Source organism: Ensifer adhaerens (assembly GCF_013283195.1).
Taxonomy (GTDB): Bacteria; Pseudomonadota; Alphaproteobacteria; order Rhizobiales; family Rhizobiaceae; genus Ensifer; species Ensifer adhaerens_G.
This window is the reverse complement of the sequence record NZ_JABEKT010000001.1, coordinates 25,679-49,203: the sequence shown is the minus strand read 5'-3', so window position 1 is coordinate 49,203 and position 23,525 is coordinate 25,679. Positions and strand designations below refer to the sequence as shown.

The 23,525-nt window shown below is 62.5% G+C and carries 20 protein-coding genes and 1 tRNA gene; 10 read left to right on the top strand and 11 right to left on the bottom strand.

Features of this window, described 5'->3' with window-relative positions:
- Positions 1-2: 2 nt before the first annotated feature.
- Positions 3-800, top strand: coding sequence for an FAD binding domain-containing protein (locus LPJGGPFB_RS00230; RefSeq protein WP_173418206.1), 798 nt, complete (start codon positions 3-5; stop codon positions 798-800).
- Positions 801-1,025: 225 nt separating this feature from the next.
- Positions 1,026-2,240: a 5-aminolevulinate synthase gene (hemA, locus tag LPJGGPFB_RS00225; protein ID WP_173418205.1), complete on the top strand. Its 1,215-nt coding sequence runs from the start codon at positions 1,026-1,028 to the stop codon at positions 2,238-2,240.
- A gap of 52 nt (positions 2,241-2,292) precedes the next feature.
- On the opposite strand, the gene dxr is transcribed toward hemA, so the two are convergent.
- Positions 2,293-3,468, bottom strand: coding sequence for a 1-deoxy-D-xylulose-5-phosphate reductoisomerase (gene dxr, locus LPJGGPFB_RS00220; protein ID WP_173418204.1), 1,176 nt, complete (start codon positions 3,466-3,468; stop codon positions 2,293-2,295).
- 248 nt (positions 3,469-3,716) lie between these two features.
- Here dxr and LPJGGPFB_RS00215 point away from each other — a divergent pair, with 248 nt between their 5' ends.
- From LPJGGPFB_RS00215 to LPJGGPFB_RS00205, 3 genes are all read left to right on the top strand, one after another.
- Positions 3,717-4,442 (top strand): META domain-containing protein, encoded by a 726-nt coding sequence (locus LPJGGPFB_RS00215; protein WP_173418203.1) that lies wholly within the window; start codon positions 3,717-3,719, stop codon positions 4,440-4,442.
- A gap of 234 nt (positions 4,443-4,676) precedes the next feature.
- Entirely contained in the window at positions 4,677-4,838 is a 162-nt protein-coding gene (locus tag LPJGGPFB_RS00210; protein ID WP_112805350.1) for a Thivi_2564 family membrane protein, read from the top strand.
- Positions 4,839-4,996: 158 nt separating this feature from the next.
- On the top strand, positions 4,997-5,365 hold the full coding sequence (locus tag LPJGGPFB_RS00205) for a VOC family protein (protein WP_173418202.1): 369 nt from the start codon (positions 4,997-4,999) through the stop codon (positions 5,363-5,365).
- Between the two features lie 21 nt (positions 5,366-5,386).
- On the opposite strand, the gene LPJGGPFB_RS00200 is transcribed toward LPJGGPFB_RS00205, so the two are convergent.
- Positions 5,387-7,219: an ABC transporter ATP-binding protein gene (locus LPJGGPFB_RS00200; RefSeq protein WP_173418201.1), complete on the bottom strand. Its 1,833-nt coding sequence runs from the start codon at positions 7,217-7,219 to the stop codon at positions 5,387-5,389.
- 44 nt (positions 7,220-7,263) lie between these two features.
- Positions 7,264-8,463, bottom strand: coding sequence for an aminotransferase class V-fold PLP-dependent enzyme (locus tag LPJGGPFB_RS00195; RefSeq protein WP_173418200.1), 1,200 nt, complete (start codon positions 8,461-8,463; stop codon positions 7,264-7,266).
- Positions 8,464-8,692: 229 nt separating this feature from the next.
- On the opposite strand from LPJGGPFB_RS00195, the gene LPJGGPFB_RS00190 reads away from it, so the two are divergent.
- On the top strand, positions 8,693-9,472 hold the full coding sequence (locus LPJGGPFB_RS00190) for an IclR family transcriptional regulator (protein ID WP_173420906.1): 780 nt from the start codon (positions 8,693-8,695) through the stop codon (positions 9,470-9,472).
- A 19-nt stretch (positions 9,473-9,491) separates the two neighbouring features.
- Here the strand turns inward: LPJGGPFB_RS00190 and LPJGGPFB_RS00185 are convergent, their stop codons facing one another.
- The 8 genes from LPJGGPFB_RS00185 to LPJGGPFB_RS00150 form a co-directional block, all read right to left on the bottom strand.
- The gene (locus LPJGGPFB_RS00185) at positions 9,492-9,983 is read right to left on the bottom strand and encodes a RidA family protein (protein WP_234902830.1); all 492 of its coding nucleotides are present in this window, start codon (positions 9,981-9,983) and stop codon (positions 9,492-9,494) included.
- Between the two features lie 44 nt (positions 9,984-10,027).
- Positions 10,028-11,239, bottom strand: a complete 1,212-nt coding sequence (locus tag LPJGGPFB_RS00180; protein ID WP_173418198.1) for an amidohydrolase/deacetylase family metallohydrolase — start codon at positions 11,237-11,239, stop codon at positions 10,028-10,030.
- A 3-nt stretch (positions 11,240-11,242) separates the two neighbouring features.
- Complete coding sequence (locus LPJGGPFB_RS00175) at positions 11,243-12,112, bottom strand: ABC transporter permease (RefSeq protein ID WP_427857387.1); 870 nt, start codon at positions 12,110-12,112, stop codon at positions 11,243-11,245.
- The gene (locus tag LPJGGPFB_RS00170) at positions 12,112-13,053 is read right to left on the bottom strand and encodes an ABC transporter permease (RefSeq protein ID WP_173418197.1); all 942 of its coding nucleotides are present in this window, start codon (positions 13,051-13,053) and stop codon (positions 12,112-12,114) included. Before LPJGGPFB_RS00170 ends, LPJGGPFB_RS00175 begins: the two co-directional genes overlap by 1 nt.
- 113 nt (positions 13,054-13,166) lie before the next feature.
- Positions 13,167-14,696 carry an ABC transporter substrate-binding protein gene (locus LPJGGPFB_RS00165; RefSeq protein WP_173418196.1) on the bottom strand — a complete coding sequence of 510 codons (1,530 nt, stop codon included), beginning with the start codon at positions 14,694-14,696 and terminating at the stop codon, positions 13,167-13,169.
- A gap of 328 nt (positions 14,697-15,024) precedes the next feature.
- Positions 15,025-15,444 carry a BA14K family protein gene (locus LPJGGPFB_RS00160; protein WP_173418195.1) on the bottom strand — a complete coding sequence of 140 codons (420 nt, stop codon included), beginning with the start codon at positions 15,442-15,444 and terminating at the stop codon, positions 15,025-15,027.
- 102 nt (positions 15,445-15,546) lie between these two features.
- Positions 15,547-16,047, bottom strand: coding sequence for a GNAT family N-acetyltransferase (locus tag LPJGGPFB_RS00155; RefSeq protein WP_173418194.1), 501 nt, complete (start codon positions 16,045-16,047; stop codon positions 15,547-15,549).
- A gap of 80 nt (positions 16,048-16,127) precedes the next feature.
- Positions 16,128-16,204, bottom strand: a tRNA-Arg gene (locus LPJGGPFB_RS00150).
- Between the two features lie 263 nt (positions 16,205-16,467).
- Between LPJGGPFB_RS00150 and LPJGGPFB_RS00145 the strand changes: the two genes are divergently transcribed.
- The 4 genes from LPJGGPFB_RS00145 (at position 16,468) to metH (ending at position 23,060) form a co-directional block, all read left to right on the top strand.
- Positions 16,468-17,364, top strand: a complete 897-nt coding sequence (locus LPJGGPFB_RS00145; protein WP_173418193.1) for an ROK family protein — start codon at positions 16,468-16,470, stop codon at positions 17,362-17,364.
- Positions 17,365-17,375: 11 nt separating this feature from the next.
- Positions 17,376-17,870 carry a heme-degrading domain-containing protein gene (locus LPJGGPFB_RS00140; RefSeq protein ID WP_173418192.1) on the top strand — a complete coding sequence of 165 codons (495 nt, stop codon included), beginning with the start codon at positions 17,376-17,378 and terminating at the stop codon, positions 17,868-17,870.
- Positions 17,871-17,874: 4 nt separating this feature from the next.
- The gene (locus LPJGGPFB_RS00135) at positions 17,875-19,038 is read left to right on the top strand and encodes an AGE family epimerase/isomerase (protein ID WP_173418191.1); all 1,164 of its coding nucleotides are present in this window, start codon (positions 17,875-17,877) and stop codon (positions 19,036-19,038) included.
- A 248-nt stretch (positions 19,039-19,286) separates the two neighbouring features.
- Entirely contained in the window at positions 19,287-23,060 is a 3,774-nt protein-coding gene (metH, locus tag LPJGGPFB_RS00130; RefSeq protein WP_173418190.1) for a methionine synthase, read from the top strand.
- Positions 23,061-23,525: the final 465 nt, after the last annotated feature.

The window sequence follows — 23,525 nt, the reverse complement described above, 5'->3', positions numbered from 1 at the left end:
TCATGTACGAGACCCAATATCACCGGGCGTCTTCCATCCAGGATGCCGTCAAGCTCCGGCAGGCCGCAGGCGAGGGCAAATATCTCTCCGGCGGGATGACGCTGATACCGACGATGAAGCAGCGGCTTGCCGCACCGACCGACCTCGTCGATGTCCGGCAAATCTCTGAAATGAAGGGCATAACGGTGTCCGGGAGAACCGTCAGGATCGGAGCGGCGACGACGCATTTCGAGGTGGCGTCCTCGGCCGAGCTTGCGGCCGTCTGTCCGGCGATCGCAGGGCTTGCCAGCCATATCGGCGACCCGCATGTGCGCCATATGGGCACGATCGGCGGCTCGATCGCCAACAACGATCCGGCAGCGGACTACCCCTCGGCGATGCTGGCGCTCGATGCGACCATTGTCACCGACCGGCGGGAGATCGCCGCCGGTGACTTCTTCACCGGGCTGTTCGAGACCGCGCTTGAAGACGGCGAGTTGGTGACGGCGGTCACTTTCGAAGCGCCGGCAAAGGCCGCTTACCAGAAGTTCGCCAACCCGGCCTCACGCTACGCCATGACCGGTGTCTTCGTGGCTAGGCGGGACAATGGCGACGTCCGCGTCGCGGTGACGGGGGCCGGGTCGAACGGTGTCTTTCGGCACAAGGGCATGGAGGCAGCACTTTCGGCGCAGTGGTCGCCGGATGCGCTTGCCGGCGTGACGGTGGATCCGTCCGATCTGCTGTCCGATATCCATGCGGATGCCAGCTATCGCGCCAATCTGGTGAAGGTGATGGCAAAACGCGCGGTCGCGGCGGCATGAGCGGATTGAACCCGTTCTGATGCGACAAAAAGGGCGGTTTTGGCCGCCCTTTTTTCGTCCAAGCTTGACTTCGATCAAGCTAGGAGGGATTTACATGCGCTAAGGCTTTCTTTGGAACGGTTCAAAACTAGAGGCCTTTTGCCGCAGGCGGCGGGCGCATCGCATTGCGGGGTTGACCCCCGATCGCTTTGAATCAAAAAAAGCGACCGGGCACTGGAGAAGATGATGGATTTCGAGAATTTCTTTAAAACCGAGCTGGATGGGCTGCATCAGGAAGGTCGCTACCGGGTTTTCGCTGATATCGCTCGCCATCGCGGCAACTTCCCGAAGGCCGCGCGCCACACGGCTGAAGGCATCCAGGAAGTCACCGTCTGGTGTTCCAACGACTATCTCGGCATGGGCCAGCATTCCATCGTCACTGAGGCGATGAAGCGCGCCATCGACGAATGCGGCGCCGGTGCCGGCGGTACCCGCAACATTTCCGGCACCAACCACTACCATGTGCTGCTCGAGCGCGAGCTCGCAGATCTGCATGGCAAGGAATCGGCGCTTCTGTTCACCTCGGGTTACGTGTCCAACTGGGCAGCGCTCGGAACGCTCTGTTCGAAGATTCCCGGTGTCATCGTCTTTTCGGACGCCGGGAATCACGCTTCGATGATCGAGGGGATCCGTCATTCCAAGTGCGAACGCGTCATCTTCAAGCACAATTCGGTAGCAGACCTCGAAGCCAAGCTGGCTGCAGCCGATCCGCGCGCGCCAAAAATAATCGCGTTTGAATCCGTCTATTCGATGGATGGCGACATTGCCCCGATCAAGGAATTCTGCGATCTCGCCGACAAATACGGCGCGATGACCTATCTCGACGAAGTGCACGCCGTCGGCATGTACGGCCCGCGCGGCGGCGGCATTGCCGAGCGCGAAGGTTTGATGCATCGCCTGACTGTCATCGAAGGCACGCTGGGCAAGGCTTTCGGCGTCATGGGTGGCTATATCACCGGTTCGACGGCGCTTTGCGATTTCATCCGCTCGTTTGCATCAGGCTTCATCTTCACCACGGCGCTGCCGCCGACGCTTGCCGCCGGTGCGCTTGCCTCCATCCGTCACTTGAAGGAAAGCCAGGTCGAACGCTTCGCCCATCAGGAGCGCGTGCGCCGGTTGCGCTCGATGCTCGATCAGCGCGGCATTCCGCATATGCCGAATCCGAGCCACATCGTGCCGGTCATGGTCGGCGATGCCGCCAAGTGCAAGTGGATCTCCGACCTGCTGCTCGACCATTTCGGCGTCTATGTACAGCCGATCAACTATCCGACGGTGCCGAAGAAGACCGAGCGCCTGCGCATTACGCCGACGCCGCTGCATTCGGATGCCGACATCGACCATCTGGTCGGCGCGCTGCATTCGCTATGGTCGCGCTGTGCGCTGGCACGGGCTGTCGCCTGATACCAGGCGCTGATTGCTTGCGGGTGCGGTGGCACCCGTCGAAAGCCAAGACTTACTGAAGAAGCCCGGCCGCCAGTTGCCGGGCTTTTTGGTCGGCGGCAAAAACATCGTCCATGGTGACGGCCGCAGGCAGGTCCGACAGTCTGTCCATCACCTGTTCGACGATCTCGGCCATGGCAAGGAACCCGGTGTTCCCGGCGATGAAGGCCTCCAGCGCCGTCTCCTTGGCGCCGTTGAGCACAGCACCCTGTACCCCGCCCTCTTCCATGGCGCGGCGCGCCAGCCGGATCGCCGGGAAACGCACTTCATCGGGCGCTTCGAAATCCAGCCGCGACAGCTTGGCGAAATCGAGCCGTTCGATCGGCAGGTCGCAGCGGCTGGGATAGGAAAGCGCATAGCCGATGGCGGTGCGCATATCAGGGGAGCCGAGCTGCGCCAGCACCGAACCGTCGGTGTAGCCGACCATCGAGTGGATGACCGACTGCGGGTGCACGATCACCTCAATCTGCTCCGGCTTCAGCCCGAACAGATGCTTCGCCTCGATCATCTCCAGCGCCTTGTTGAACATCGAGGCACTGTCGATCGAGATTTTCAGACCCATCGACCAGTTGGGATGGGCGCGGGCGACATCGGCGGTCACGTGCCGCATCTCGTCGAGCGACTTGGTGCGGAACGGCCCGCCGGAGGCTGTCAGGATGATGCGTTCGACGGCGTGACGCTGATGCTCTTCCAACACCTGAAAGATGGCGTTGTGTTCGCTGTCGACCGGCAGCAGCCGGCCGCCGCCCTTTTTCACCGCTTCAATGAACAGGCTGCCGGCTGAGACCAGGCATTCCTTGTTGGCAAGGGCAATATCGGCCCCACGGCTCGCGGCGGCGAGCGTCGGGGCGAGGCCGGCATTGCCGACGATGGCCGCCATCACCCAACCGGCGTCGCGTTCTGCTGCCTCGATCAGGCCGCTGCGGCCGGAGGCGGCCGCGATGCCGGTGCCGGCAAGCGCTGCCTTGAGGCTGGCGTACTGGCTGTCATCGGCGGTGACGGCAAGCTCGGCGCCGTGAGCGATCGCCTGCTGCGCCAGAAGCGGGATGTTGCCGTTGCCGGTGAGTGCGATGATCTCGAAGGCGTCGCGACCGCCCAGCCGCTCGACGACATCCAGCGTGTTGGTGCCGATGGAGCCGGTCGAGCCCAGGATCGTCAGTCGGCGCTTCGCGTTTTCGCGGGGTGCCATGCCAATTCCCATATTCTTGTTCGCTCTTCCAGCGTTCCAGCGGGGGCGCAAGCGCCCGGTGGGGCGTGCCACGCTCGCTCCGACGGAGGGAAGCCGCGTTTTGGTTTTGCCGAAAACCGATGCCGATGTTTCGGGGTATGCGCTAGGCTCTACAGGCGAAATCGATGTGCAACAAGGGCGCGGTCTTCAATCCGACGTGTGATCGGGTTAAGAATCGGGTCACGAGTCGAAGCGCCAAGGAGTTCCCGATGCTGAAAGTCGCCACAGCCCTTTCCTGCGCCTGCGTGCTGATCGAAATGGCCTCGATGCAGACGGTCGCTGCCGAAAACGTGCCGCAGGCGCTGGTCGGCACCTGGCTTGCCGAGGATATCGCCGGCCGCGGGGTCATCGACAATCTTCAGTCGACGCTGGAGATCCGCGACGACGGCACCTATGGCGGCATGGCCGGTTGCAACCACTTTACCGGAACCTTCAGCCTTTCCGGCGCCAAGATCACCTTCGGGCCGGCCGCCTCGACCCGCAAGATGTGTGTGCCGGCTGTGATGGATCAGGAACGCAAGTTCCTCGACGCGCTGCGCACCGAGCTCACCTGGACCGTCGAAGGCTCTAAATTGATGCTGGGCAAGTCGGCCGGTACGCCGGCGCTGACGCTTGCGTCCATGGCTGCAGGCGGTTCCAACAGCGTCGATATCGCGATTTCGGTGCCGGGTGCCGAAACGGTCGACCGCCAGCAGGTGCGGTATGACTGCGGTGGCCAGACGGTAGACGCCGAATACATCAATGCCGGCCCAGTCTCCCTAGTGACGTTTACCATCGACGGCAACTTCACCGTCGCTTCCAACGTGATTGCCGCATCGGGTGCAAAGTATGTCGGCGGCCAGTACATCTGGTGGACGAAGGGCGACGAGGTGACGTTCTACGATGCGACGAAGGGCGACAACGACGCCGGAATCGTCTGCAAGGTGGCGAGCTAAGATCTCGTGCCTCGTCGCAGAGGGCTGTACGGGATAATCGGCGCCTGAAGACGACGGCTGTCGCCGCCGACCGGGCTCTGGTTTCAGCGCAGGCCAACGTCATATCTTGCGGCCGCCAAGCCCGTCGAACGGGGCCTCGATCTAAATAAGTGTTTGCCGATACTGGAACTTTTCGGCTCGCCTCATAGTTACAACTCTGACGACTTCGCGTCGCCTTACAAAGGGAGTTTGTCTATGGGGCTTCTCATCAGCATTCTGATCACGTTCCTGGTTATCGTGCTCGTGCTTTATCTGGTCCAGCGCCTGCCGATCGACGGCCGCGCAAAGCAGATCGTCCAGGCGATCGTGCTCATCATCGGCATCATTTCGCTGTTGAAGTACCTGGCCGTCTTCTGATGCAGCCTCTTGTACCAAACGGCTAGAACGATCTGACAAGGCCGCCGGCTCCGTAAACGGAGCGGCGGCTTTTTCGCGCGGGCTTCATTTCGATGCTGACAGAAACTGACAGTAGCATCCGATAGCTTGCGATCATCTGATAATGGAGATGATCGACGATGCTGAGCCCAAACCTCATCCTGCTTTACGTGGAAGATCCTCAAGAGAGCGCCGCTTTCTACACGCGGCTGCTTCGCTGTGAGCCGGTTGCGGCCTTTCCGAACTATGTCGCCTACGCGTTGGAAGGCGGACTTACCTTCAGTCTGTGGTCAACCCGTGCTGCCAACTTCGTATCCTCCGGGTCGGGACATCGGATGGAACTCGCCTTCATGGTCAAGGACGACGGCGAGGTCGAGCGTCTCTACATGGAATGGCGCAACGCCGGTGTGTCGATCGAGCAGGACCTGATGACCGCCGTCTTCGGCCGCACTTTCGTCGCGCTCGATCCCGATGGCCATCGCCTGCGCGTCTGCACGCCGGACAAGTGACGGCGCAAATCCGCGCTGGTTTTACACCTGCACGAAGTGCTGTGCCGAAATTTGGCGGAATTCCCTGGCCGCAACGGCGTAGTCGGGCGCGCGCATCGGGCTCTTGATTTCGTCGCTTGAGACATTGCGCCTTGTGTGCCGCCGGGTTGGATCGGCGATTGGTACGGCGGCCATCAGCTTGCGAGTGTAGGGATGCTGCGGGTTTTCGAAGATGTCGGCGCGCGGGCCGATCTCGACGATCTCGCCGAGATACATCACCGCGACGCGGTGGCTGACGCGCTCGACCACGGCCATGTCGTGCGAGATGAACAGATAGGCAAGGCCGAGGCTCGCCTGCAGGTCGAGCAGAAGGTTGATGACCTGCGCCTTGATCGAGACGTCGAGCGCCGAAACAGACTCGTCGGCAACGATCACCTTCGGATCGAGCGCGAGCGCCCGGGCAATGCAGACGCGCTGGCGCTGGCCGCCGGAGAATTCGTGCGGATAACGCGCCGCCATGTCGGCCTGCAAGCCGACGCGCTCCAAGAGGTCGGCGACCTTTTCGCGGGCCTGGTTCGGCGTGCCGAGCTTGTGCTCGAGATAGGGCTCGGCAATCGCAGCGCCTACGGTCATGCGCGGATTGAGGCTGGCGAAGGGATCCTGGAAGATCATCTGCATGGTTCGACGCATCTCGCGCAGCGCCTTGCGGTCCATGGCGAGCACATCCTGGCCGTTCAGAACGACCGATCCGCTCTGCGGTTCGATCAGACGCATGATGGCGCGGCCGGTGGTCGACTTGCCGCAGCCGGATTCGCCGACCAGCGACAGCGTCTCGCCGGGCTGCAGGCTGAAGGAGACATTCTCGATGGCGTGCACGCGGCCCTGCAGCCTGCCGAGTAGGCCGGCGTGGATGTCGAAGCGCTTGACGAGGTTCTTGACCTCGAGGATCGGGCGGGTCTCGGCGACCGTGCTTGCGCCTTCGACCGGCGTATCCGGCAGGCCGGTGGTGCTGTCGATGATCGGAAAACGCAGCGGTTGCGGCACGCCCTTCATCGAACCGAGCATCGGCACGGCCGAAAGCAGCGCGCGGGTATAGGGATGTCTTGCGCGCAGGAAGATGTCTTCCGTCTGGCCGGTCTCCACCGCCTCGCCGCGGAACATCACCACCGTGCGGTCGGCGATCTCTGCGACCACGCCCATGTCGTGGGTGATGAACAGGACGGAGGTTCCTTCCTCCTCCTGCAGCACCTTGATCAGATCGAGGATCTGTCCCTGGATCGTCACGTCGAGCGCGGTCGTCGGCTCGTCGGCGATCAGCAGCTTCGGGCGGCTGGCCAGCGCCATGGCGATCATCACGCGCTGGCGCATGCCGCCCGAGAAGCGATGTGGGTATTCATCGAAACGGGATGCCGCCGAGGGGATGCGGACCTTGTCGAGCAGGCGAATGGTTTCTGCCCTTGCCTCCGCCTTGCTCATCGGCCGGTGGCAAAGCAGTGCCTCGGAAATCTGGTCGCCGATGGTGAACAGCGGATTGAGGCTGGTCATCGGTTCCTGGAAGATCATTGCCACGTCGTTGCCGCGCACGCGGCGCATGTCGCTTTCCGGTAGGTCGAGGATATTGCGGCCGCCGAGCATGACCCGGCCCTCGGTGCGGCTCATGTCCTTTTGCAGGAGGCGCATGATCGACAGCGAGGTCACGCTCTTGCCCGAACCGGATTCGCCGACGATCGCCACCGTCTCCCCCGGCATGACCGAGAAGGAGATGTCCCGCACCACCGGCTTCCAGGCGCCGTCGACCAGAAACGAGGTCGTCAGGTTCTCGACCGAAAGCACGGGGTCTTTCGACGGATTGGTGGCAGCGGCGGTGCGGGTCATGTCGTCCATTCCTTGTCGTTCGGCACGGGGGCTACGGGTCGATCTCAGTCCGGCCAGCGCAACAGGCCGGCGAAGCGCCGGGTGTTGCGCTCGTGGAGCGGCGTCGCGATGATCTCGTTGGAGCTGCGCGCCTTCGTCAGTTCCTCGGAAAGGCGGTTCGCCACGACGGTTTCCTGGCCGGGATGCAGGTTGCAGGGGTCGAGATAGAAGTAATGGTGCTCGACCTCATGATCGCGCACGATGATCGGCGGCGTGCCGCACGCCAGCGCATCGGCGAGGTCCCAGGCGGTGATATGGGCTTCCTGCGGATCGATGGTGACGCGCAGGCGGTCGAGCGGGTTGCCGGTCGGATCGGCTTCGATCACCGGCTTGATGCCGGGACGGCCATCGAGCGTGTCGCGCCACAGGTTCAGATAGCCGGCCTCGCGGTCGCGGATCCCCTGGTGGTCGCGAGTTTCCCAGGCGATGAGGGCCGCCATGACGCCGAGCATGCTCTCCTTGCCGACCTTCATGCCGCGGCCGATGCCGAGGTTCTGCAGGAAGGCGTTGCGCACCAGCGTCTTTTCGCCGGCGACGATGCCCGATGTCGGACCACCCAGGAACTTGTGGCCGGAATAAAGAACGATATCGGCGCCCTGCTCTAGGAAGATCTTCAGATCGTATTCGGAAGCGGCGTCGACGATGACGGGAACGCCCTTGGCATGGCAAGCCTCGGCGAACTCCTTCAGGCCGACGAGGCCATACTGCACCACGTGGTGGGAGACGACATAGACGGCGGCCGCCGTGCGCTCGTTGATGGCGCCTTCGATATGATAGCGGTAGGCCGATGTTGCCTGGCCGACGAGCACCGGCTTGCCGCCGGCAATGCGGATCGCCTGGTCAACCGGCGCGCCGTAGCTGACGACATGGCCCATCTGGATGATGACTTCGTTCTTCAGCCCTGTGGCGTCGGGCAGGCGCTCGATCGCGGCAAGATCGTTGCCGGTCATAGTGCCGGCGACGGCAAGGCTGATGCCGGCCGAGCAGGACGCGGTGACGAAGCCGGCCTCGGCGCCGGTCAGCCGGGCAATCACCGGGCTGATCTTGCGCTGCAGGTCGTTGATCTCGACGAAATGCGGCAGTATGCCTGTCATCGCGTCGATCGCTTCCGGGACCACGATCGACGCGCCGAGGCCCGTCATCGTGCCGGATACGTTGATAACGGGACGAAGTCCGAGAGCTTCGCGGATGTCGCGGTCAGGCATGGTGGTCTCCATATGATTTTCTGGCAGTCGAAACCGGCAGGCTATTCCGTTTTCGCGGAATATCTACCATAGTAATGAGATATGAGCCGGCTGTTTCGGATCGGCGAACTGGCCGTTGTGGTGGGTGAGGCGGATAGCCGTTGCTCACCGCCCAACTGTTGCGAATTTCGAATTGCACGGGAGCAGACCCTTGGACAAGACGACGATTGCCGCCGAGCCCGGCGAAGACATGGAGCCGGCCGGCAAGACCCGCCGCTCGCGCGTGAGCGGCATGGACCGTGCACTGCAGGTGCTCGACTTCCTCTACGAAACCGGCTCGCCGAGCGGCGTCTACGCGATTGCCAAGGCGGTCGGAGCGCCGCTGTCGACCGCCTATGTCATCGTCGACGACATGGTCGAAAAGAACCTGCTCAGCCGCGATGCCGATGGCCAGGTCTGGCTCGGCGACCGGCTCTACCACTACGGCCTTGCTTACGCGCGCTCGCTCGATTTCCTCGGCGTTGCCACGCGGGAGATGCACGATCTCGGCCGCGAAGTGGCCGAAACCATCCAGCTCTGCGGTCGTGATGGCGACTACATGCAGGTGCTCGCCATGGCCGACGGCCCCGGCCATTTCCAGGTGACATCCAGGGTCGGCACCCGTGTGCCGCTCAACTGGACGGCTTCCGGACGTCTGCTGGTCGGCCACCTGCCCTCCGACGAGCGGCTGGAACTGTTCCGCCGCTGCGCCCGCACGTCGCCGACCGGTCGTGCCGATATCGATCCGGCCGCTCTGTCGGCCCAGGCGGAGGCGGCGCTTAATGCCAAACTTTCGATCCAGGCCGGCGAGTCCGACTATGCGGTTGCCTGCGTCGCCGCCCCGATTCTCGACGACAAGGGCGGCTGTGTCGCGACCATCTCCATCGTTCTGCCCGAGCAGAAGATCCTCGACGATCGCAACTTCTATGCCGATCACGTCAGGGTTTCCGCCGAGCGGATCGAGAAGATGATGGGCTGGCGCAGCCATTGATCCGACCTTCCTCTGACCGTCAGTCGTGAAGCGAGACGATCGCTTCGATCTCGACGGTGATGTTGCCGGGAAGCGAACCGAAGCCGACGGCCGAGCGGGCATGTTGTCCCGCTTCGCCGAAGACGTCGATCATCAGGTCCGAGCAGCCGTTGATCACCTGCGGGTGATCGGCGAAATCCGGTACGGCGTTGACCATGCCGAGCAGCTTGACGACGCGCTTGACGCGACCGAGATCGCCGAGCGCATCATGCATGACAGCCAGCAGATTGATGCCCGTTAATCGCGCGTGCTCATAGGCGCTTTCGACGTCGACATCGGCGCCGACCTTGCCGGCGTGCAGTTGGCCGTCTACTTCGCGTGGGCCCTGTCCTGAGAGGTACAGAATGTTGCCCTCCAGCACGTGGGTGACGAAGTTGGCGATCGGCGGCGGTGCCGGCGGCAGGTCGATGCCGAGCGCTGCAAGCCTCTGGTAAGGCGAAGCCGGCGCACGGCCCTTGGTCTTATGGTCCAAACTGTTCACGCGATATCCTGCCAGTTTCTGTGTTCTGTGATGGTTCAGCGGTAGCTGTAGCCGTGGCTGTGGTCGGGGCATTCCACATGTGGCGGCTGGTATCGGTTTGCCGCCACGACGTCGGTGCCCATGACGGCATAACGCGGCTCGAAGAGGCGGTTGAGATGCGCTTCGGCGCCGAGCGAATCGAAGACCCGCAGCTCGGAATCGACGAGATCGAACAGGGTGAATTCCGCGCGTGCACCGACGCCAAGCAGATTGTCCATCGGCAGGCGAATGACCGAGGCAGGTGCCTGGGTCACGGCTTCGACGACCTTTTCGAACGGCATGCCGACGCTGAGCAGCTTCGACATGGTGGTGCCGAGATCCCAGACCGACTGGTTCATGCTGCGCAGATGCACATCGGTCGAAATCGAGAACGGCAGCAGGCCGCGGGCGATGGCGACTTCGGCGACGCGGAACGAGAAGGATGCGCCGCCATGGCCGATGTCGAGCCGGATGCCTTCGCCGGCGCAGCGTTCGGCCAACTCGAACAGGTCCTCGTCCTCGATGATGCTACTGCCGGCCTTGCCGTTGAAGCAATGGGTGACGATGTCGCCGGGGCCGAGGATTTCGAGCACTTCGTCATAGAGCGCCGGCGGTTCGCCGACATGCACCATCATCGGGATCTTCAGGATCTTGGCGATCTTCTTGCCGAGCTTGACAGGGGTTACGCCCCAGGAACCGGTGATCACATGGCTGGCGCGCACTTTCAGGCCGACGATATGCTCGCGGTTTTCCTGGTAGCAGGCGATGATGCGGTCGATGTCGATCGAGCGGATGTCGCTGAGTTCGCTGACGCGGTTGCAGGCGACGAGGCCGATGGAGCCGAGATTGAGGAAGGCCTTGATACGCTCGCGCGCCGGCTCGATGATGTATTCGCGAAAGCCATGGAAGTTGGCTTCGCCGGCCGAGCCGGCGTCGACGATGGTGGTGACGCCGCGCTCCATGCCGCAGAGCTGCGGCCGGACGGAGATATCCGTGCCGCCGTGCCAGACATGGGCGTGCAGGTCGATCCAGCCGGGCGAGATCCAGCCACCCTTGCCGTCGATACGCTCAGCACCTTCAGGCGCTGCCAGGCCATTGCCGATGGCGGCAATGGTGCCGTCGCTGCCGATGAGGATATCGACCGTTTCGGAGGATGCCGCCATGCCGAAGGCGACGGGTTTCACGTTGCTGATCAGCACGGGGCTGGTGCTACGGGTTGCGGTGGGCATGGATCACAGGTCCTTTCTGAGGCGGGGATCGAGCATGTCGCGCAATCCGTCGCCAACCATCTGCAGGGACAGGACCGAAAGTACGATGGCGATGCCGGGAAACAGCGTCACCCAATCGGCCTGTCCGATATATTGCCGGCCCGAGGCGATCATCGTGCCCCAGGTCGGGATTTCAGGGCTGACGCCGACGCCCAGGAAGGAAAGCCCGGCTTCGGCGAGCATCGCATGGGCAAACAGGAACGTGCCCTGCACCAGGATCGGCGAGAGCAGGTTGCGCAGCACGTGCCGGGTCATGATGTGCTGCGTCGAGATGCCGAGCGCGCGGGCCGCCTCGACATAGGGCAGCTCGCGGATGACGAGCGTGGAGGCGCGCACCACGCGCGCCAGCCTTGGTGCATAGACGACGCTGAGCGCGATGATGACAGTCGTCAGCGAGGGGCCGAGGGCGGCGACGAGCGCGATTGCCAGCAGGATATCGGGAAAGGCCATCATCGCGTCGATCAGTCGGGCGATCGGGGCGTCGAGCTTCGGGAAGTACCCGGCAAGCAGCCCCATGACGACGCCGACGATGGTTGCGAGCGTGACGACGGCAGCTCCGACCAAGAGCGACAGCCGACCGGCGTAGAGCGTGCGCGAAAACACGTCACGGCCGAATTCGTCGGTGCCGAAGTACCATTGCAGGCTCGGCGGCGACAGCCGGTTGACGATCGACAGCTTGCCAGGCGCATAGGGCGCGATCAGCGGCGCGAACACCGCAAGCAGCACGAAGGTCACGAGAATGAACAGACCGAAGGCAACGGTCTTGCGCTTCAAGAGGCGGCGCAGGAACTTGGCGCGCTCGCTGACGACGGGGGGTGATACGGCGACGGTCATCAGTAGCGAACCCTTGGATCAACGAGGAGATAGAGCATGTCGATCGCGAAATTGATCAGCACGTAGAGCGCGGCAATCACCAGCAACGCGCCCTGGATCACCGGATAGTCGCGCCTGAGCACGGCCGAGACGACGAGGTTGCCGACGCCTGGAAGGCCGAAGACGGTTTCGGTGACGACGGCGCCGGAGATCAGCACGGCGGCGGTGAGCCCGACGATCGTCAGGATCGGGATGAGGGCATTCTTCAGGGCGTGTTTCATCACCACGCGGCGTTCGCCCAAGCCTTTGGCGCGGGCGGTGCGGATGAAGTCGTCGCCGAGCACGTCGAGCATCGACGCGCGCGTGAAGCGCAGGATCAGCGCCGAGGAGACGACCCCGAGCGCAATCGCCGGCAGTGTCAGATGGTACATGCGCTCCATAAAGGAGGAGCCCGGACCGCCGTAGCCGGAAACCGGAAACCAGCCGAGGCGCACGGCGAGGAACTGAATGAGGATCAGGCCGAGCCAGAAGCTCGGAATGCTGGCGGCAAGCATGGCCAGCGTGGTGGCCGCCTGGTCGACGAAGGAGCCGCGCCTGTAGGCCGCATAGATGCCGATCGGCAGCGCAATGCCGCTGGCGATCAGGATCGAGAACAAAGTGAGGAAGAATGTCGGCTCGGCACGCTCCGCAAGCGCCGACGTGACCGGCTGGTTGAGGAAGATCGACTGGCCAAGATCGCCCTGCAGCAACTGCCCGATGTAATAGACATATTGCAGCCCCAGCGACTGGTCGAGGCCGAGTTTGGTGCGCAGTTCGGCGATGTCTTGCTGGGTCGCCTCGGGTCCGAGCATGACGGCGGCGGGATCGCCAGGCGTCACGCGCACGATGACGAAGACAATGGTGACGACGAGCGCCATGACCACGATCATGCCGAACAGGCGCTGGAGGATATAGCGTATCATGGATGCCTCGAACTTCTTCCGCACGGGCGCCGGAAGGGGGGCGCCGGGCTATTCGGCGGGCAGCGATCCCTGAAAGGGATGCCGCCCGCCGAAGGCTTCAAGTGGGTGAAGACTTACTTCTTGATCGAAGCGTTCCAGAAGTAGGGCCACGGAGCGGGCGAGACGCCGTCAAGCGTCTTGGCCTTGGCCGACAGGGCGTTGAAATCGCCGATCTTGATGAACGGGACTTCCTCGTAGATCACCTTCTGCACGTCGGCCCAGAGCGTTACGCGCTTGCCGGCATCCGATTCGGCGTTGAAGGCATTGACGGCCTTGGCGCGGGCCGGCGTATCCCAGTTGCCCGGTGCCTTGGTCGACATCATGCCGATCAGCGCTGGTTCCGGCAGGAACGGGCTGTGGGTGATATAGATATCCCAGAGCGTCGGGTCGGCGCGGCGCTGGGTGAGCGTCGCCCAATCCACCACCTGCAAGTCTACGGTGAAGCCGGCGAGCTTCAGATACTCGGCCGCAACCTGGGCCATCTTGTAATGGAATTCGTACTGACGGCTGGTCAGGATGCGCAGCGGCTCGCCCTTGTAGCCAGCGGTCTTCAAGAGTTCGCCCGCCTTCTCCGGATCGGCGACATTGTAGCCACCTTCCGTGCCGGCTTCGGTGCGCCAGACATATTGCGCCGGATAGAGAGCGGCATCGAGCGCGTAGAAGTCAGTGCTGCCGAAGGCGGCCGCCATCATGTCTTCCATGCTGAGCGCCGTGCGGATCGCCTTGCGCAGCTCCAGGTTCTTGGTCATGCCGTTGCCGGAGTTCAGGACGAAGACCGGCCAGCCGAAGGGCTGCAGCATGACAGGTTCGGAGGCCGAAGAGCCCTTGACCCGCTCGAAGGATTCGACCGGAATGGAATCGACGTAGTCGTACTGGCCGGAGACGGCGGCCTCGACGCGGGTGTTCGGATCGGGAACCGGCACGAAGCGGATTTCATCGGCATACTGGTGGCGCGCGCCGCCGTAGCCGTTGCTTTCGCCTTCGGGCGAGACGTAGCCGTCATAGCGCTCGAGCTGGATGTACTGGTCGGCCTTGCGCTCCTTGAGCTTGTAGGGGCCGGTGCCGACGAAATCGACCATCGGCTCGGCCTGCTTTTCCGAAGGCAGCACGATTGCGGCGGAGTTGTTGAAGGCGAGCAGCGAGACCAGCGGCGCGTAGGGCGTGTTGAGCGTGATCTTGACGGTGGTGGCGTCGACGGCTTCGATGCCGGCGATGGTCGTTGCCGTCTGCTTGCCGCGCGAGGCCGTCTTCGTCCAGCGCTCGAGCGAGGCGACGACGTCGGTCGCCTCCATATCGGTGCCGTCATGGAACTTGACGCCGGAGCGCAGCTTGATCGTGTAGGTTTTGCCGTCGGCGCTGATTTCGGGCATGGCCGCAGCCAGAAGCGGTGTCGGCTTCCAATCCTTGTCGAAGGTGTAGAGGGTCTCGAACATGTGCTGCGAGACGATGCCGACGAGGTCGGCCGTTGAGGCCATCGGGTCGAGTGTCGGCGGCTCGCCGACCGTGGCGACGTTGATGACGCCGCCCTTTTCCTGCGCGAAGGCGAATGATGTGGAGGCCACGAGCGCCGTTCCCAGAAGCAGTGCAATCCTTGCTGATTTCATCTTATGTTCCTCTCTTTTTGTTATTGCATAATTATGTATTACGCTACTTTATATTGGAATGATAAGATCAGGCTTACGGAGATGTCAAGCCGCCGTCACACGCCAGGATGGAAATGGCGGCGGCGAAGGGAAATCGGCTCGTGAAGGGTAAGGAAAGAGGAGGGGCGCGAAGGTCGCCCGGAACAGGCGCGCGGCGATCAAGCGGAACCCTATGTTTGGGGCTGATCGCAGAGGAACTCATGTTCAATATCTGGAAAAATTGTTTTCTTACAATCGCTTGAGATTGGAAGCCCGCCGCATCGAGGCGGCGGGGTTTTATAAACAAATGTTAGCGATAGGGCGAGTAACAGACCCGGCGCGCACCGTAATAGGGCTGGAAGGTATTGTCCCATGCCCGATACGAGCGGTAGCGACTTTGGCACCAGCTCGCATGGGAGCCGCCGCCGTAATACCGTCTCGGCTGGGCATTCATCAATCCGCCGATGATGGCGCCGGCGGCAAGTCCGCCGATGATGGCACCGACGCGGTCGTCATGATCGTCATCCCAGTCCCGGTGACGATAATACCGCCGGTCGCCACGCCATCTGTAGTCATCACCGCCGCGATACCAGCGGCGATTGTAGTATTGTACTGTTTCGACGTCCGAGATGCTTGCCTTCATGGGTATGACCGACGGGAATGCCTGTGCCGGGGCTACGCTGGAGAAGGCCGATGCCAGCGAAAGCGCGACAATTGCCAGCTTTTTCATTGGCTTCACCATTTCCTTTCATTGGGGAAATGGATGAACGCGCGTTTTGTGCCGTGATCGCGGTCGCAGCTCACGGCAACGTGAACGCGATTCATGCAGTTTCTACCCGCTGACCTCTTCGTGCTTCCTGTCAAAAACCGAGAAGCCGGCGCGGCGGTAGGTCTCCTGCGCCTTGGCGTGATCCCACTCGTCCGTGTGCAGCCAGACGCGATCAGGCGCCCGATCCCAGATGGCATGCAGCGCGCCATTCAGGAAGTACGGTCCAAGCCTTCTGCCCTGCATCTCCGGGATCAGGCCGAAATGGGTGAGTTCGATATCGGCTGTGTCGATGCGATGGAACTCGCAAAGCCCAACCGGCTGGCCCTCGATCCGCAGGACATAAATCGCAGTCGATGGGCTGTGCAAAAAGGCGTCGAGATCCTGTGCAGGCATCAGCAGCCGCTGATCCCAACGTAACGGTTCGCCGACGGCGCGGTAGAGCGAAAGAAATTGCTCTGCCTCCAGTCGTTCAAGCGCCAACACCGCGTTTTCGACGGGCGAGGGCAGCGGCTCGCCGGCGGGCCTTACGTTCATTTCCATATAGGTGACGAGGAGCTGAACCATGATCGCTTGCATCGTTGCCGGGAGGTCGCGTCACACCCGGAGGGCCGGAACGCTCTGCATTGATCTGCTGACGAGGAGGATGGTGATCCCGGCGCGATTCGAACGCGCGACCCCCAGATTAGGAATCTGGTGCTCTATCCTGCTGAGCTACGGGACCACTTGGATAGCACCCATACAAAAGCAAGGTCCGTTCGCCAAGTGTTTTTGCGTGATGCTTTCGCGATTCTGGACGCAGCGCATCGTGCTCGCCATCCGCGGGATGTCGGATGTTGCCGGCCGGACACGGCGCCATCCCCTACCGAGGCGTGCCGAAATCGGGGGCTGGCGTTTTCAGTCTTTCGAATGCTAAGCAGTCATTAGCGCCGGCTTGAGGAGGCTTGCGCTCCTTCATTCGACCTTCACCCAGAGACCTGATCCAGCATGTTCATCGGAATTGATTGGGGCGGCACGAAAATGGAAGTCATCGCGCTCGATCGCGATGGCGAAACGCGCGCCCGCCATCGCGTCGCCACCCCGACCAGCGGTTATGACGATTGCATCCGCGCCGTTCTCGACCTCGTTGCCGCCGCAGAACAGACGGCCGGCGAAGAGGGCTCCATCGGCATCGGCATTCCCGGCAGTCCCAATCCGCGCACCGGTATCGTGCGCAACTCCAACGCCGTGCTGATCAACGGCAAGCCGCTCGGGCGCGACCTTGAGCACGCGCTCGGCCGCAGGGTGCGCCTTGCCAACGACGCCAATTGCCTGGCGGTGTCGGAGGCGGTCGACGGTGCCGGCAAGGATGCCCAGACCGTGTTCGGCGTGATCGTCGGCACCGGCCATGGCGGCGGGCTTGCGATCGGCAAGAAGGTGCATGCCGGCTACCAGGGTGTCGCCGCTGAAATCGGGCACTATCCGCTGCCCTGGATGACGAAGGACGAATACCCCGGCCACAAATGCTGGTGCGGCAAACACGGCTGCCTCGACATGTATGCCTGCGGCACCGGCGTCGAGCTCGACTACCGTCTGACGACGGGCGTCGAAAAGCGCGGGCGCGACATCATCGAGGCCAAGCGCGCCGGCGATCCGGTGGCGACAGGCGTCTATGATCGTTTCGTCGACCGGTTGGCACGCAGTCTTGCGCTGTTGACGAATATCGTCGACCCCGACGTCTTCGTGCTCGGCGGAGGTATGTCGAATGTCGACGAGATTTATGACGACGTGCCGCCGCGGGTGGTCGACTACCTCTTCGGCGACAGTTTCGAAACGCCAATTCGCAAGGCGCTGCACGGGGATAGCTCCGGCGTGCGCGGTGCGGCCTGGCTCTGGAAGGATTGAGCGGAGGCTTCATGAACATCGACAAGGATCTCAAGCGCATCGGCGAGCAGGAGCGTGAACTGCAATTCGACAGTTTCGATCTGGAAGCCGCATGGCAACTGGGCTCGACGCTGCGGCGCATGGCGGCCGAGCGCAAGCTCGGTGTCGTCATCGACATCACGCTGTTCTCAATGCAGGTGTTCTATGCCGCGCTTGAAGGTGCAACGCCTGACAATCCGAACTGGGTGCGCCGCAAGCGCAACACCGTCTTCCGCCTGTTCAAGAGCAGCTATTCGACCGGCCTCGGGCTGTTGAAGCAGCAGACCAATCTGCAGGCAAAGCTCGGCCTTCCCGATGCCGACTATGCCGCCCATGGCGGCAGCTTCCCGATCGTGGTCAAGGGCACCGGCTGCATCGGTGCGGTGACCGTATCCGGCCTGCCGCAGCGCGAGGACCACAATATGGTGGTCGAGGCGCTGGCCGAGTTGCTCGGCAAGAACCATGATGATCTGAAGCTTGAGGGCTGAACCGTTGCCGCAGGATATTTTTTCGCAATCCGCGACGCTGTCGGCATGGCTGGCTGAAAAGGCGCTGCCGCTCTGGCGGGAGAAGGGCGTCGATGCCAGTGGCGGCGGTTTCGTCGAGACCATCGACACGACCGGAGAGCCGACGCGCGCCAACCGCCGGGCGCGGGTGCAGCCGCGCCAGGTCTATTGTTTCGCCGAGGCCGGCAGGTGCGGCTGGAGCGGCGACTGGCAGAGTGCTGCCGAGGGCGGGCTTGCCTATTTCGATCGTGTCTTTCTGCAGCCGACAGGCTTTTACGGCGCGCTTGCGGATGCTGACGGTACGCTGATCGATGCCTCCTTCGATCTCTATAATCAGGCTTTTGCGCTTTTAGCCTTTGCATACCTGGCTGAAGTCTTCCCGGATCGAAAGCCGGAGATGATCGAGCGCAGCAACGGCCTGCGCCAGCGTCTCGAAGCCCATTGCAAGCATCCGCTCATGGGCTTTGAGGAGGACGATCCGTCGCGGCTGCCGCTCTGCTCCAATCCGCACATGCATCTGTTCGAAGCGTGCCTTGCCAGCGAAGAGGTAGAGGGCTTCGATCAGGTTGCCTGGTCCAACCTTGCCGACGAGATCGCTCATCTGGCGATGGATCACTTCATCGATGGCGATACCGGCGCGCTGCGGGAGTTCTTCGATCACGACTGGGCGCCGTTCCCCGGCGACAAGGGGCGTATCGTCGAACCCGGCCATCTCTTCGAGTGGGCCTGGCTGCTTCTGCGCTGGGCCGAGCGGCGCGGCAATGCCGAGGCCATCGTCAAGGCCCGCCGGCTGTTTGCGATCGGCGAGGCGCATGGCATTTGCGCCACCCGCAATGTCGCGGTCATGACCCTGCTTGACGATTTCTCGGTCGCCGACCCGATTGCCCGGTTGTGGCCGCAGACGGAATGGCTGAAGGCTTCGGTCCGGTTCGCGGCGCTGACCGACGGGGCGGAGCGTGAGCGTTATCTCGGTTCGGCGGCGCGGGCGGCGGCGGCACTCGGCTTCTTCCTGGAGACGCCGGTGGCCGGCCTGTGGCACGACAAGCAAATGGCCGACGGCTCTTTCGTCGAAGAACCGGCACCGGCGAGCAGCTTCTATCATATCCTTTGCGCCATCTATGAAACCGAGGACTGCCTCGCTCGCCTCTGAGTTTTTTGCTCTGACGGCATGCCCATGGCTCGTCGCACGCGCGGCGGGCCATTTTTGTTTGTGCTCCCTTTTCATCCGAAAAGCCGAATCGTCTTTCTAATGCGCCTGTGCGCAGACTGAAACGGTGCGCGCAGGCGCTGAAGCCAGTCTCATCGAGGCAAATTAAGTCCTTTCATATGTTGACATAAAGATATCTTTATGTGATTGACTTGGCTATTGTTTGTCGTTTTCAGAACGGGAGATTTCCCATGTCCGCCATCGACGCCCTTTTCGGCGACCTTTCCTCCAAGCCGGATGGCTCCGAAGTCATGCGGGCGCTGAAGCAGGCGGCCAGCGAGCGCATCCTGATCATGGACGGCGCCATGGGCACCGAGATCCAGCAATTGGGTTTCGTCGAGGATCATTTTCGTGGCGATCGCTTCGGCGGCTGTGCCTGTCACCAGCAGGGCAACAACGACCTTTTGACGCTGACGCAGCCGAAGGCGATCGAGGATATCCACTATTCCTACGCCATCGCCGGCGCCGACATCCTGGAAACGAACACGTTCTCCTCGACCCGCATCGCCCAGGCGGACTACGGCATGGAAGACATGGTCTACGACCTCAACCGCGACGGCGCCCGGCTGGCGCGTCGGGCGGCAAAACGTGCCGAAGCGCATGACGGCCGTCGCCGCTTCGTTGCCGGCGCGCTTGGCCCGACGAACAGGACCGCGTCGATTTCGCCCGACGTCAACAATCCGGGGTATCGGGCGGTCAGCTTCGACGATCTCCGGATCGCCTATGCCGAACAGATCCGCGGCCTGATCGACGGCGGCGCCGATATCATCCTCATCGAAACCATCTTCGACACGCTCAACGCCAAGGCGGCGATCTTTGCCACCAAGGAAGTGTTTGCCGAGAAGGGCATCGAACTGCCGGTGATGATCTCCGGCACGATCACCGATCTTTCCGGCCGCACACTCTCCGGCCAGACACCGACGGCGTTCTGGTATTCGGTGCGTCATGCCGAGCCCTTCACCATCGGTCTCAACTGCGCGCTCGGCGCCAACGCCATGCGCGCGCATATCGACGAGCTTTCCGGTGTCGCCGATGCCTTCATCTGCGCCTATCCGAATGCCGGTCTGCCGAACGAGTTCGGGCAGTATGACGAGACGCCGGAGCAGATGGCGGCCCAGGTCGAAGCCTTTGCCCGCGACGGCCTTCTCAACGTCGTCGGCGGCTGCTGCGGCTCGACGCCGGCCCATATCAGGGCGATTGCCGAGGCCGTTGCCAAGCATCCGCCGCGCCGGATCCCCGATGTGGCGCCGCTGATGCGGCTTTCGGGCCTCGAGCCCTTCACGCTGACCTCGGACATTCCCTTCGTCAATGTCGGCGAGCGCACCAACGTCACCGGCTCGGCCAAGTTCCGCAAGCTGATCACCGCCGGCGACTATTCGGCAGCGCTCGATGTCGCTCGCGACCAGGTCGCCAACGGCGCGCAGATCATCGACATCAACATGGACGAGGGCCTGATCGATTCGAAGCAGGCGATGATCGAGTTCCTCAACCTCATCGCCTCCGAGCCGGATATCGCCCGCGTGCCTGTGATGATCGACTCCTCGAAATGGGAGGTCATCGAGGCCGGCCTGAAATGCGTGCAGGGCAAGCCGTTGGTCAATTCGATCTCGATGAAGGAAGGCGAGGCGGCGTTCCTGCATCACGCCCGGCTCTGCCGCGCCTATGGTGCTGCCGTCGTCATCATGGCCTTCGACGAGGTCGGCCAGGCCGATACCAAGGCGCGCAAGGTCGAGATCTGCACCCGCGCCTATAAGCTGCTGACTGAAGAAGCGGGCTTTCCGCCCGAAGACATCATCTTCGATCCGAACATCTTTGCTGTCGCGACCGGGATCGAGGAGCACAACAACTACGGCGTCGACTTCATCGAGGCGACCCGGGAGATCATCGCGACCCTGCCGCATGTGCATATTTCCGGCGGCGTCTCCAACCTTTCGTTCTCCTTCCGCGGCAACGAGCCGGTGCGCGAGGCGATGCACGCGGTGTTCCTCTACCACGCCATCCAGGCGGGTATGGACATGGGCATCGTCAATGCCGGCCAGCTCGCCGTCTATGATGCGATCGATGCCGAGCTGCGCGAGGCCTGCGAGGACGTGGTCTTGAACCGCCGCGCCGATTCGACCGAGCGCATGCTGGAGATTGCCGAGCGCTATCGCGGCCAGGGCGGCGCCCAGGCCAAGGAGAAGGATCTCTCCTGGCGCGAATGGGCGGTGGAGAAGCGGCTGGAACACGCGCTGGTCAACGGAATCACCGAATATATCGAGGCCGATACCGAAGAGGCGCGGCTTTCGAGCGTCCGTCCGTTGCATGTCATCGAAGGTCCGCTGATGGCCGGCATGAATGTCGTCGGCGACCTCTTCGGCTCGGGCAAGATGTTCCTGCCGCAGGTGGTGAAGTCGGCGCGCGTGATGAAGCAGGCGGTTGCCGTGCTTCTGCCGCACATGGAAGCCGAGCGGCTTGCCGCCGGCGGCGAAGGCGAGCGCCAGAGCGCCGGCAAGATCCTGATGGCGACGGTCAAGGGCGATGTGCACGACATCGGCAAGAACATCGTCGGCGTCGTGCTCGCCTGCAACAATTACGAGATCATCGACCTCGGCGTCATGGTGCCTTCAGCCAAGATCCTGCAGGTGGCCAAAGAGCAGAACGTCGATATCATCGGTCTTTCCGGCCTGATCACGCCATCGCTCGACGAGATGGTGCATGTCGCCTCGGAACTCGAGCGCGAGGGCTTCGACATCCCGCTGTTGATCGGCGGCGCGACGACGAGCCGGGTGCATACGGCGGTCAAGATCAATCCGCGCTACGATCGCGGCCAGACGGTCTACGTCACCGATGCGAGCCGCGCGGTCGGCGTTGTCTCCAGCCTGCTGTCGCCGGAGGCGAAGGCTTCCTATGTCGCGACAGTCCAGGCGGAATACCGCAAGGTCGCCGATGCCCATGCCCGCAACGAGGCGGAAAAGCGCCGCCTGCCGCTGTCGCAGGCGCGCGCCAATGCCCACAAGGTGGATTGGAGTGGCTACCAGGCCAAGGCTCCTTCGTTCCTCGGCACCCGTGTATTTCAGGGTTGGGAGCTGGAGGAGCTCGCGCAATACATCGACTGGACGCCGTTCTTCCAGACCTGGGAACTGAAGGGTGTCTACCCCAAGATCCTCGACGATGAGAAACAGGGACAGGCTGCCCGCCAGCTGTTCGACGACGCGCAGGCGATGCTTGCCAAGATCATCGACGAGAAATGGTTCGCGCCGAAGGCGGTCGTCGGCTTCTGGCCGGCGGGAACCGTCGGCGACGACATCCGGCTGTTTGCCGATGAAGCGCGCAATGGTGAGCTTGCCACCTTCTTCACGCTGCGCCAGCAACTGAGCAAACGTGACGGAAGGCCGAACGTGGCGCTGTCGGATTTCGTCGCACCTGTCGACAGCGGCAGCAGAGACTATCTCGGCGGCTTCGTCGTGACGGCCGGTATCGAGGAAGTGGCGATTGCCGAACGCTTCGAGCGCGCCAACGACGACTATTCGTCGATCATGGTCAAGGCGCTCGCAGACCGCTTTGCCGAGGCTTTTGCCGAGCGCATGCACGAATATGTACGCAAGGAACTCTGGGGCTATGCCGCCGACGAGACCTTCTCACCGCAGGATCTGGTCGGCGAACCCTATGCGGGTATCCGCCCGGCGCCGGGCTATCCGGCCCAGCCCGACCACACGGAAAAGGAAACCCTGTTCCGGTTGCTCGATGCCGAACAGACCATCGGCGTGACCTTGACCGAGAGTTTTGCCATGTGGCCGGGCTCGTCCGTCTCCGGCCTCTATATCGGCCATCCCGAGGCCTATTACTTCGGTGTCGCCAAGGTCGAGCGCGATCAGGTCGAGGATTACGCGTCGCGCAAGCGCATGCCGGTGCGCGAGGTCGAGCGCTGGCTGTCGCCGATCCTCAACTATGTGCCTATGCCCGAAGCAGAGGCAGCCGAGTAATCTCGGCAATCCAACAATAGCACTGGCGGGCGATCAAGCCTGCCAGTGTCGCTCTCGACGCGAGGTTGTCTGCAGGGCCGGTCCCGCGGCGAAACCGTCTTTCCCACTTGCTTCAATACAGGATGAAACTGGGTCGGGTGGTTCGGGATACCGTCACTTGCCGTTTTGGCGCCCTCTATGCTTCGCTCAACTGGGCTATAGTTCTGCATTCGTGGTTTATCGTCGAAGGCGAAGATATATTTCTTGGCGCGTCCAAAAATAACAGGATGGAAATTCCGAAAGGATTCCAATCGAAACACGCTTGAACCAACGTTGTTTTTCGGTGGCGCCGTTGCATTTCGAGCGGTTTTCCAAATGAAACATTGAAAATCTCGAAAAAAGAATTATATGGGTGCAATCGAATATTGCTTGCGACCTTTGTCAAAGCGCTGAAAAGCGTAGTCAGATTTCCTCTCAACATCGACA

Bases quoted from the DNA above. Each gene is read 5' to 3' on its own strand.
- LPJGGPFB_RS00160 (WP_173418195.1), bottom strand. From the start codon at position 15,444: ATGAAAAAGCTGGCAATTGTCGCGCTTTCGCTGGCATCGGCCTTCTCC.
- dxr (WP_173418204.1), bottom strand. From the start codon at position 3,468: ATGGCACCCCGCGAAAACGCGAAGCGCCGACTGACGATCCTGGGCTCG.
- LPJGGPFB_RS00140 (WP_173418192.1), top strand. From the start codon at position 17,376: ATGAACATCGACAAGGATCTCAAGCGCATCGGCGAGCAGGAGCGTGAA.
- LPJGGPFB_RS00180 (WP_173418198.1), bottom strand. From the start codon at position 11,239: ATGCCCACCGCAACCCGTAGCACCAGCCCCGTGCTGATCAGCAACGTG.
- LPJGGPFB_RS00215 (WP_173418203.1), top strand. From the start codon at position 3,717: ATGCTGAAAGTCGCCACAGCCCTTTCCTGCGCCTGCGTGCTGATCGAA.
- LPJGGPFB_RS00190 (WP_173420906.1), top strand. From the start codon at position 8,693: ATGGAGCCGGCCGGCAAGACCCGCCGCTCGCGCGTGAGCGGCATGGAC.
- LPJGGPFB_RS00230 (WP_173418206.1), top strand. From the start codon at position 3: ATGTACGAGACCCAATATCACCGGGCGTCTTCCATCCAGGATGCCGTC.
- LPJGGPFB_RS00145 (WP_173418193.1), top strand. From the start codon at position 16,468: ATGTTCATCGGAATTGATTGGGGCGGCACGAAAATGGAAGTCATCGCG.
- LPJGGPFB_RS00175 (WP_427857387.1), bottom strand. From the start codon at position 12,112: ATGACCGTCGCCGTATCACCCCCCGTCGTCAGCGAGCGCGCCAAGTTC.
- LPJGGPFB_RS00195 (WP_173418200.1), bottom strand. From the start codon at position 8,463: ATGCCTGACCGCGACATCCGCGAAGCTCTCGGACTTCGTCCCGTTATC.
- hemA (WP_173418205.1), top strand. From the start codon at position 1,026: ATGGATTTCGAGAATTTCTTTAAAACCGAGCTGGATGGGCTGCATCAG.
- metH (WP_173418190.1), top strand. From the start codon at position 19,287: ATGTCCGCCATCGACGCCCTTTTCGGCGACCTTTCCTCCAAGCCGGAT.
- LPJGGPFB_RS00200 (WP_173418201.1), bottom strand. From the start codon at position 7,219: ATGACCCGCACCGCCGCTGCCACCAATCCGTCGAAAGACCCCGTGCTT.
- LPJGGPFB_RS00210 (WP_112805350.1), top strand. From the start codon at position 4,677: ATGGGGCTTCTCATCAGCATTCTGATCACGTTCCTGGTTATCGTGCTC.
- LPJGGPFB_RS00170 (WP_173418197.1), bottom strand. From the start codon at position 13,053: ATGATACGCTATATCCTCCAGCGCCTGTTCGGCATGATCGTGGTCATG.
- LPJGGPFB_RS00205 (WP_173418202.1), top strand. From the start codon at position 4,997: ATGCTGAGCCCAAACCTCATCCTGCTTTACGTGGAAGATCCTCAAGAG.
- LPJGGPFB_RS00165 (WP_173418196.1), bottom strand. From the start codon at position 14,696: ATGAAATCAGCAAGGATTGCACTGCTTCTGGGAACGGCGCTCGTGGCC.
- LPJGGPFB_RS00155 (WP_173418194.1), bottom strand. From the start codon at position 16,047: ATGGTTCAGCTCCTCGTCACCTATATGGAAATGAACGTAAGGCCCGCC.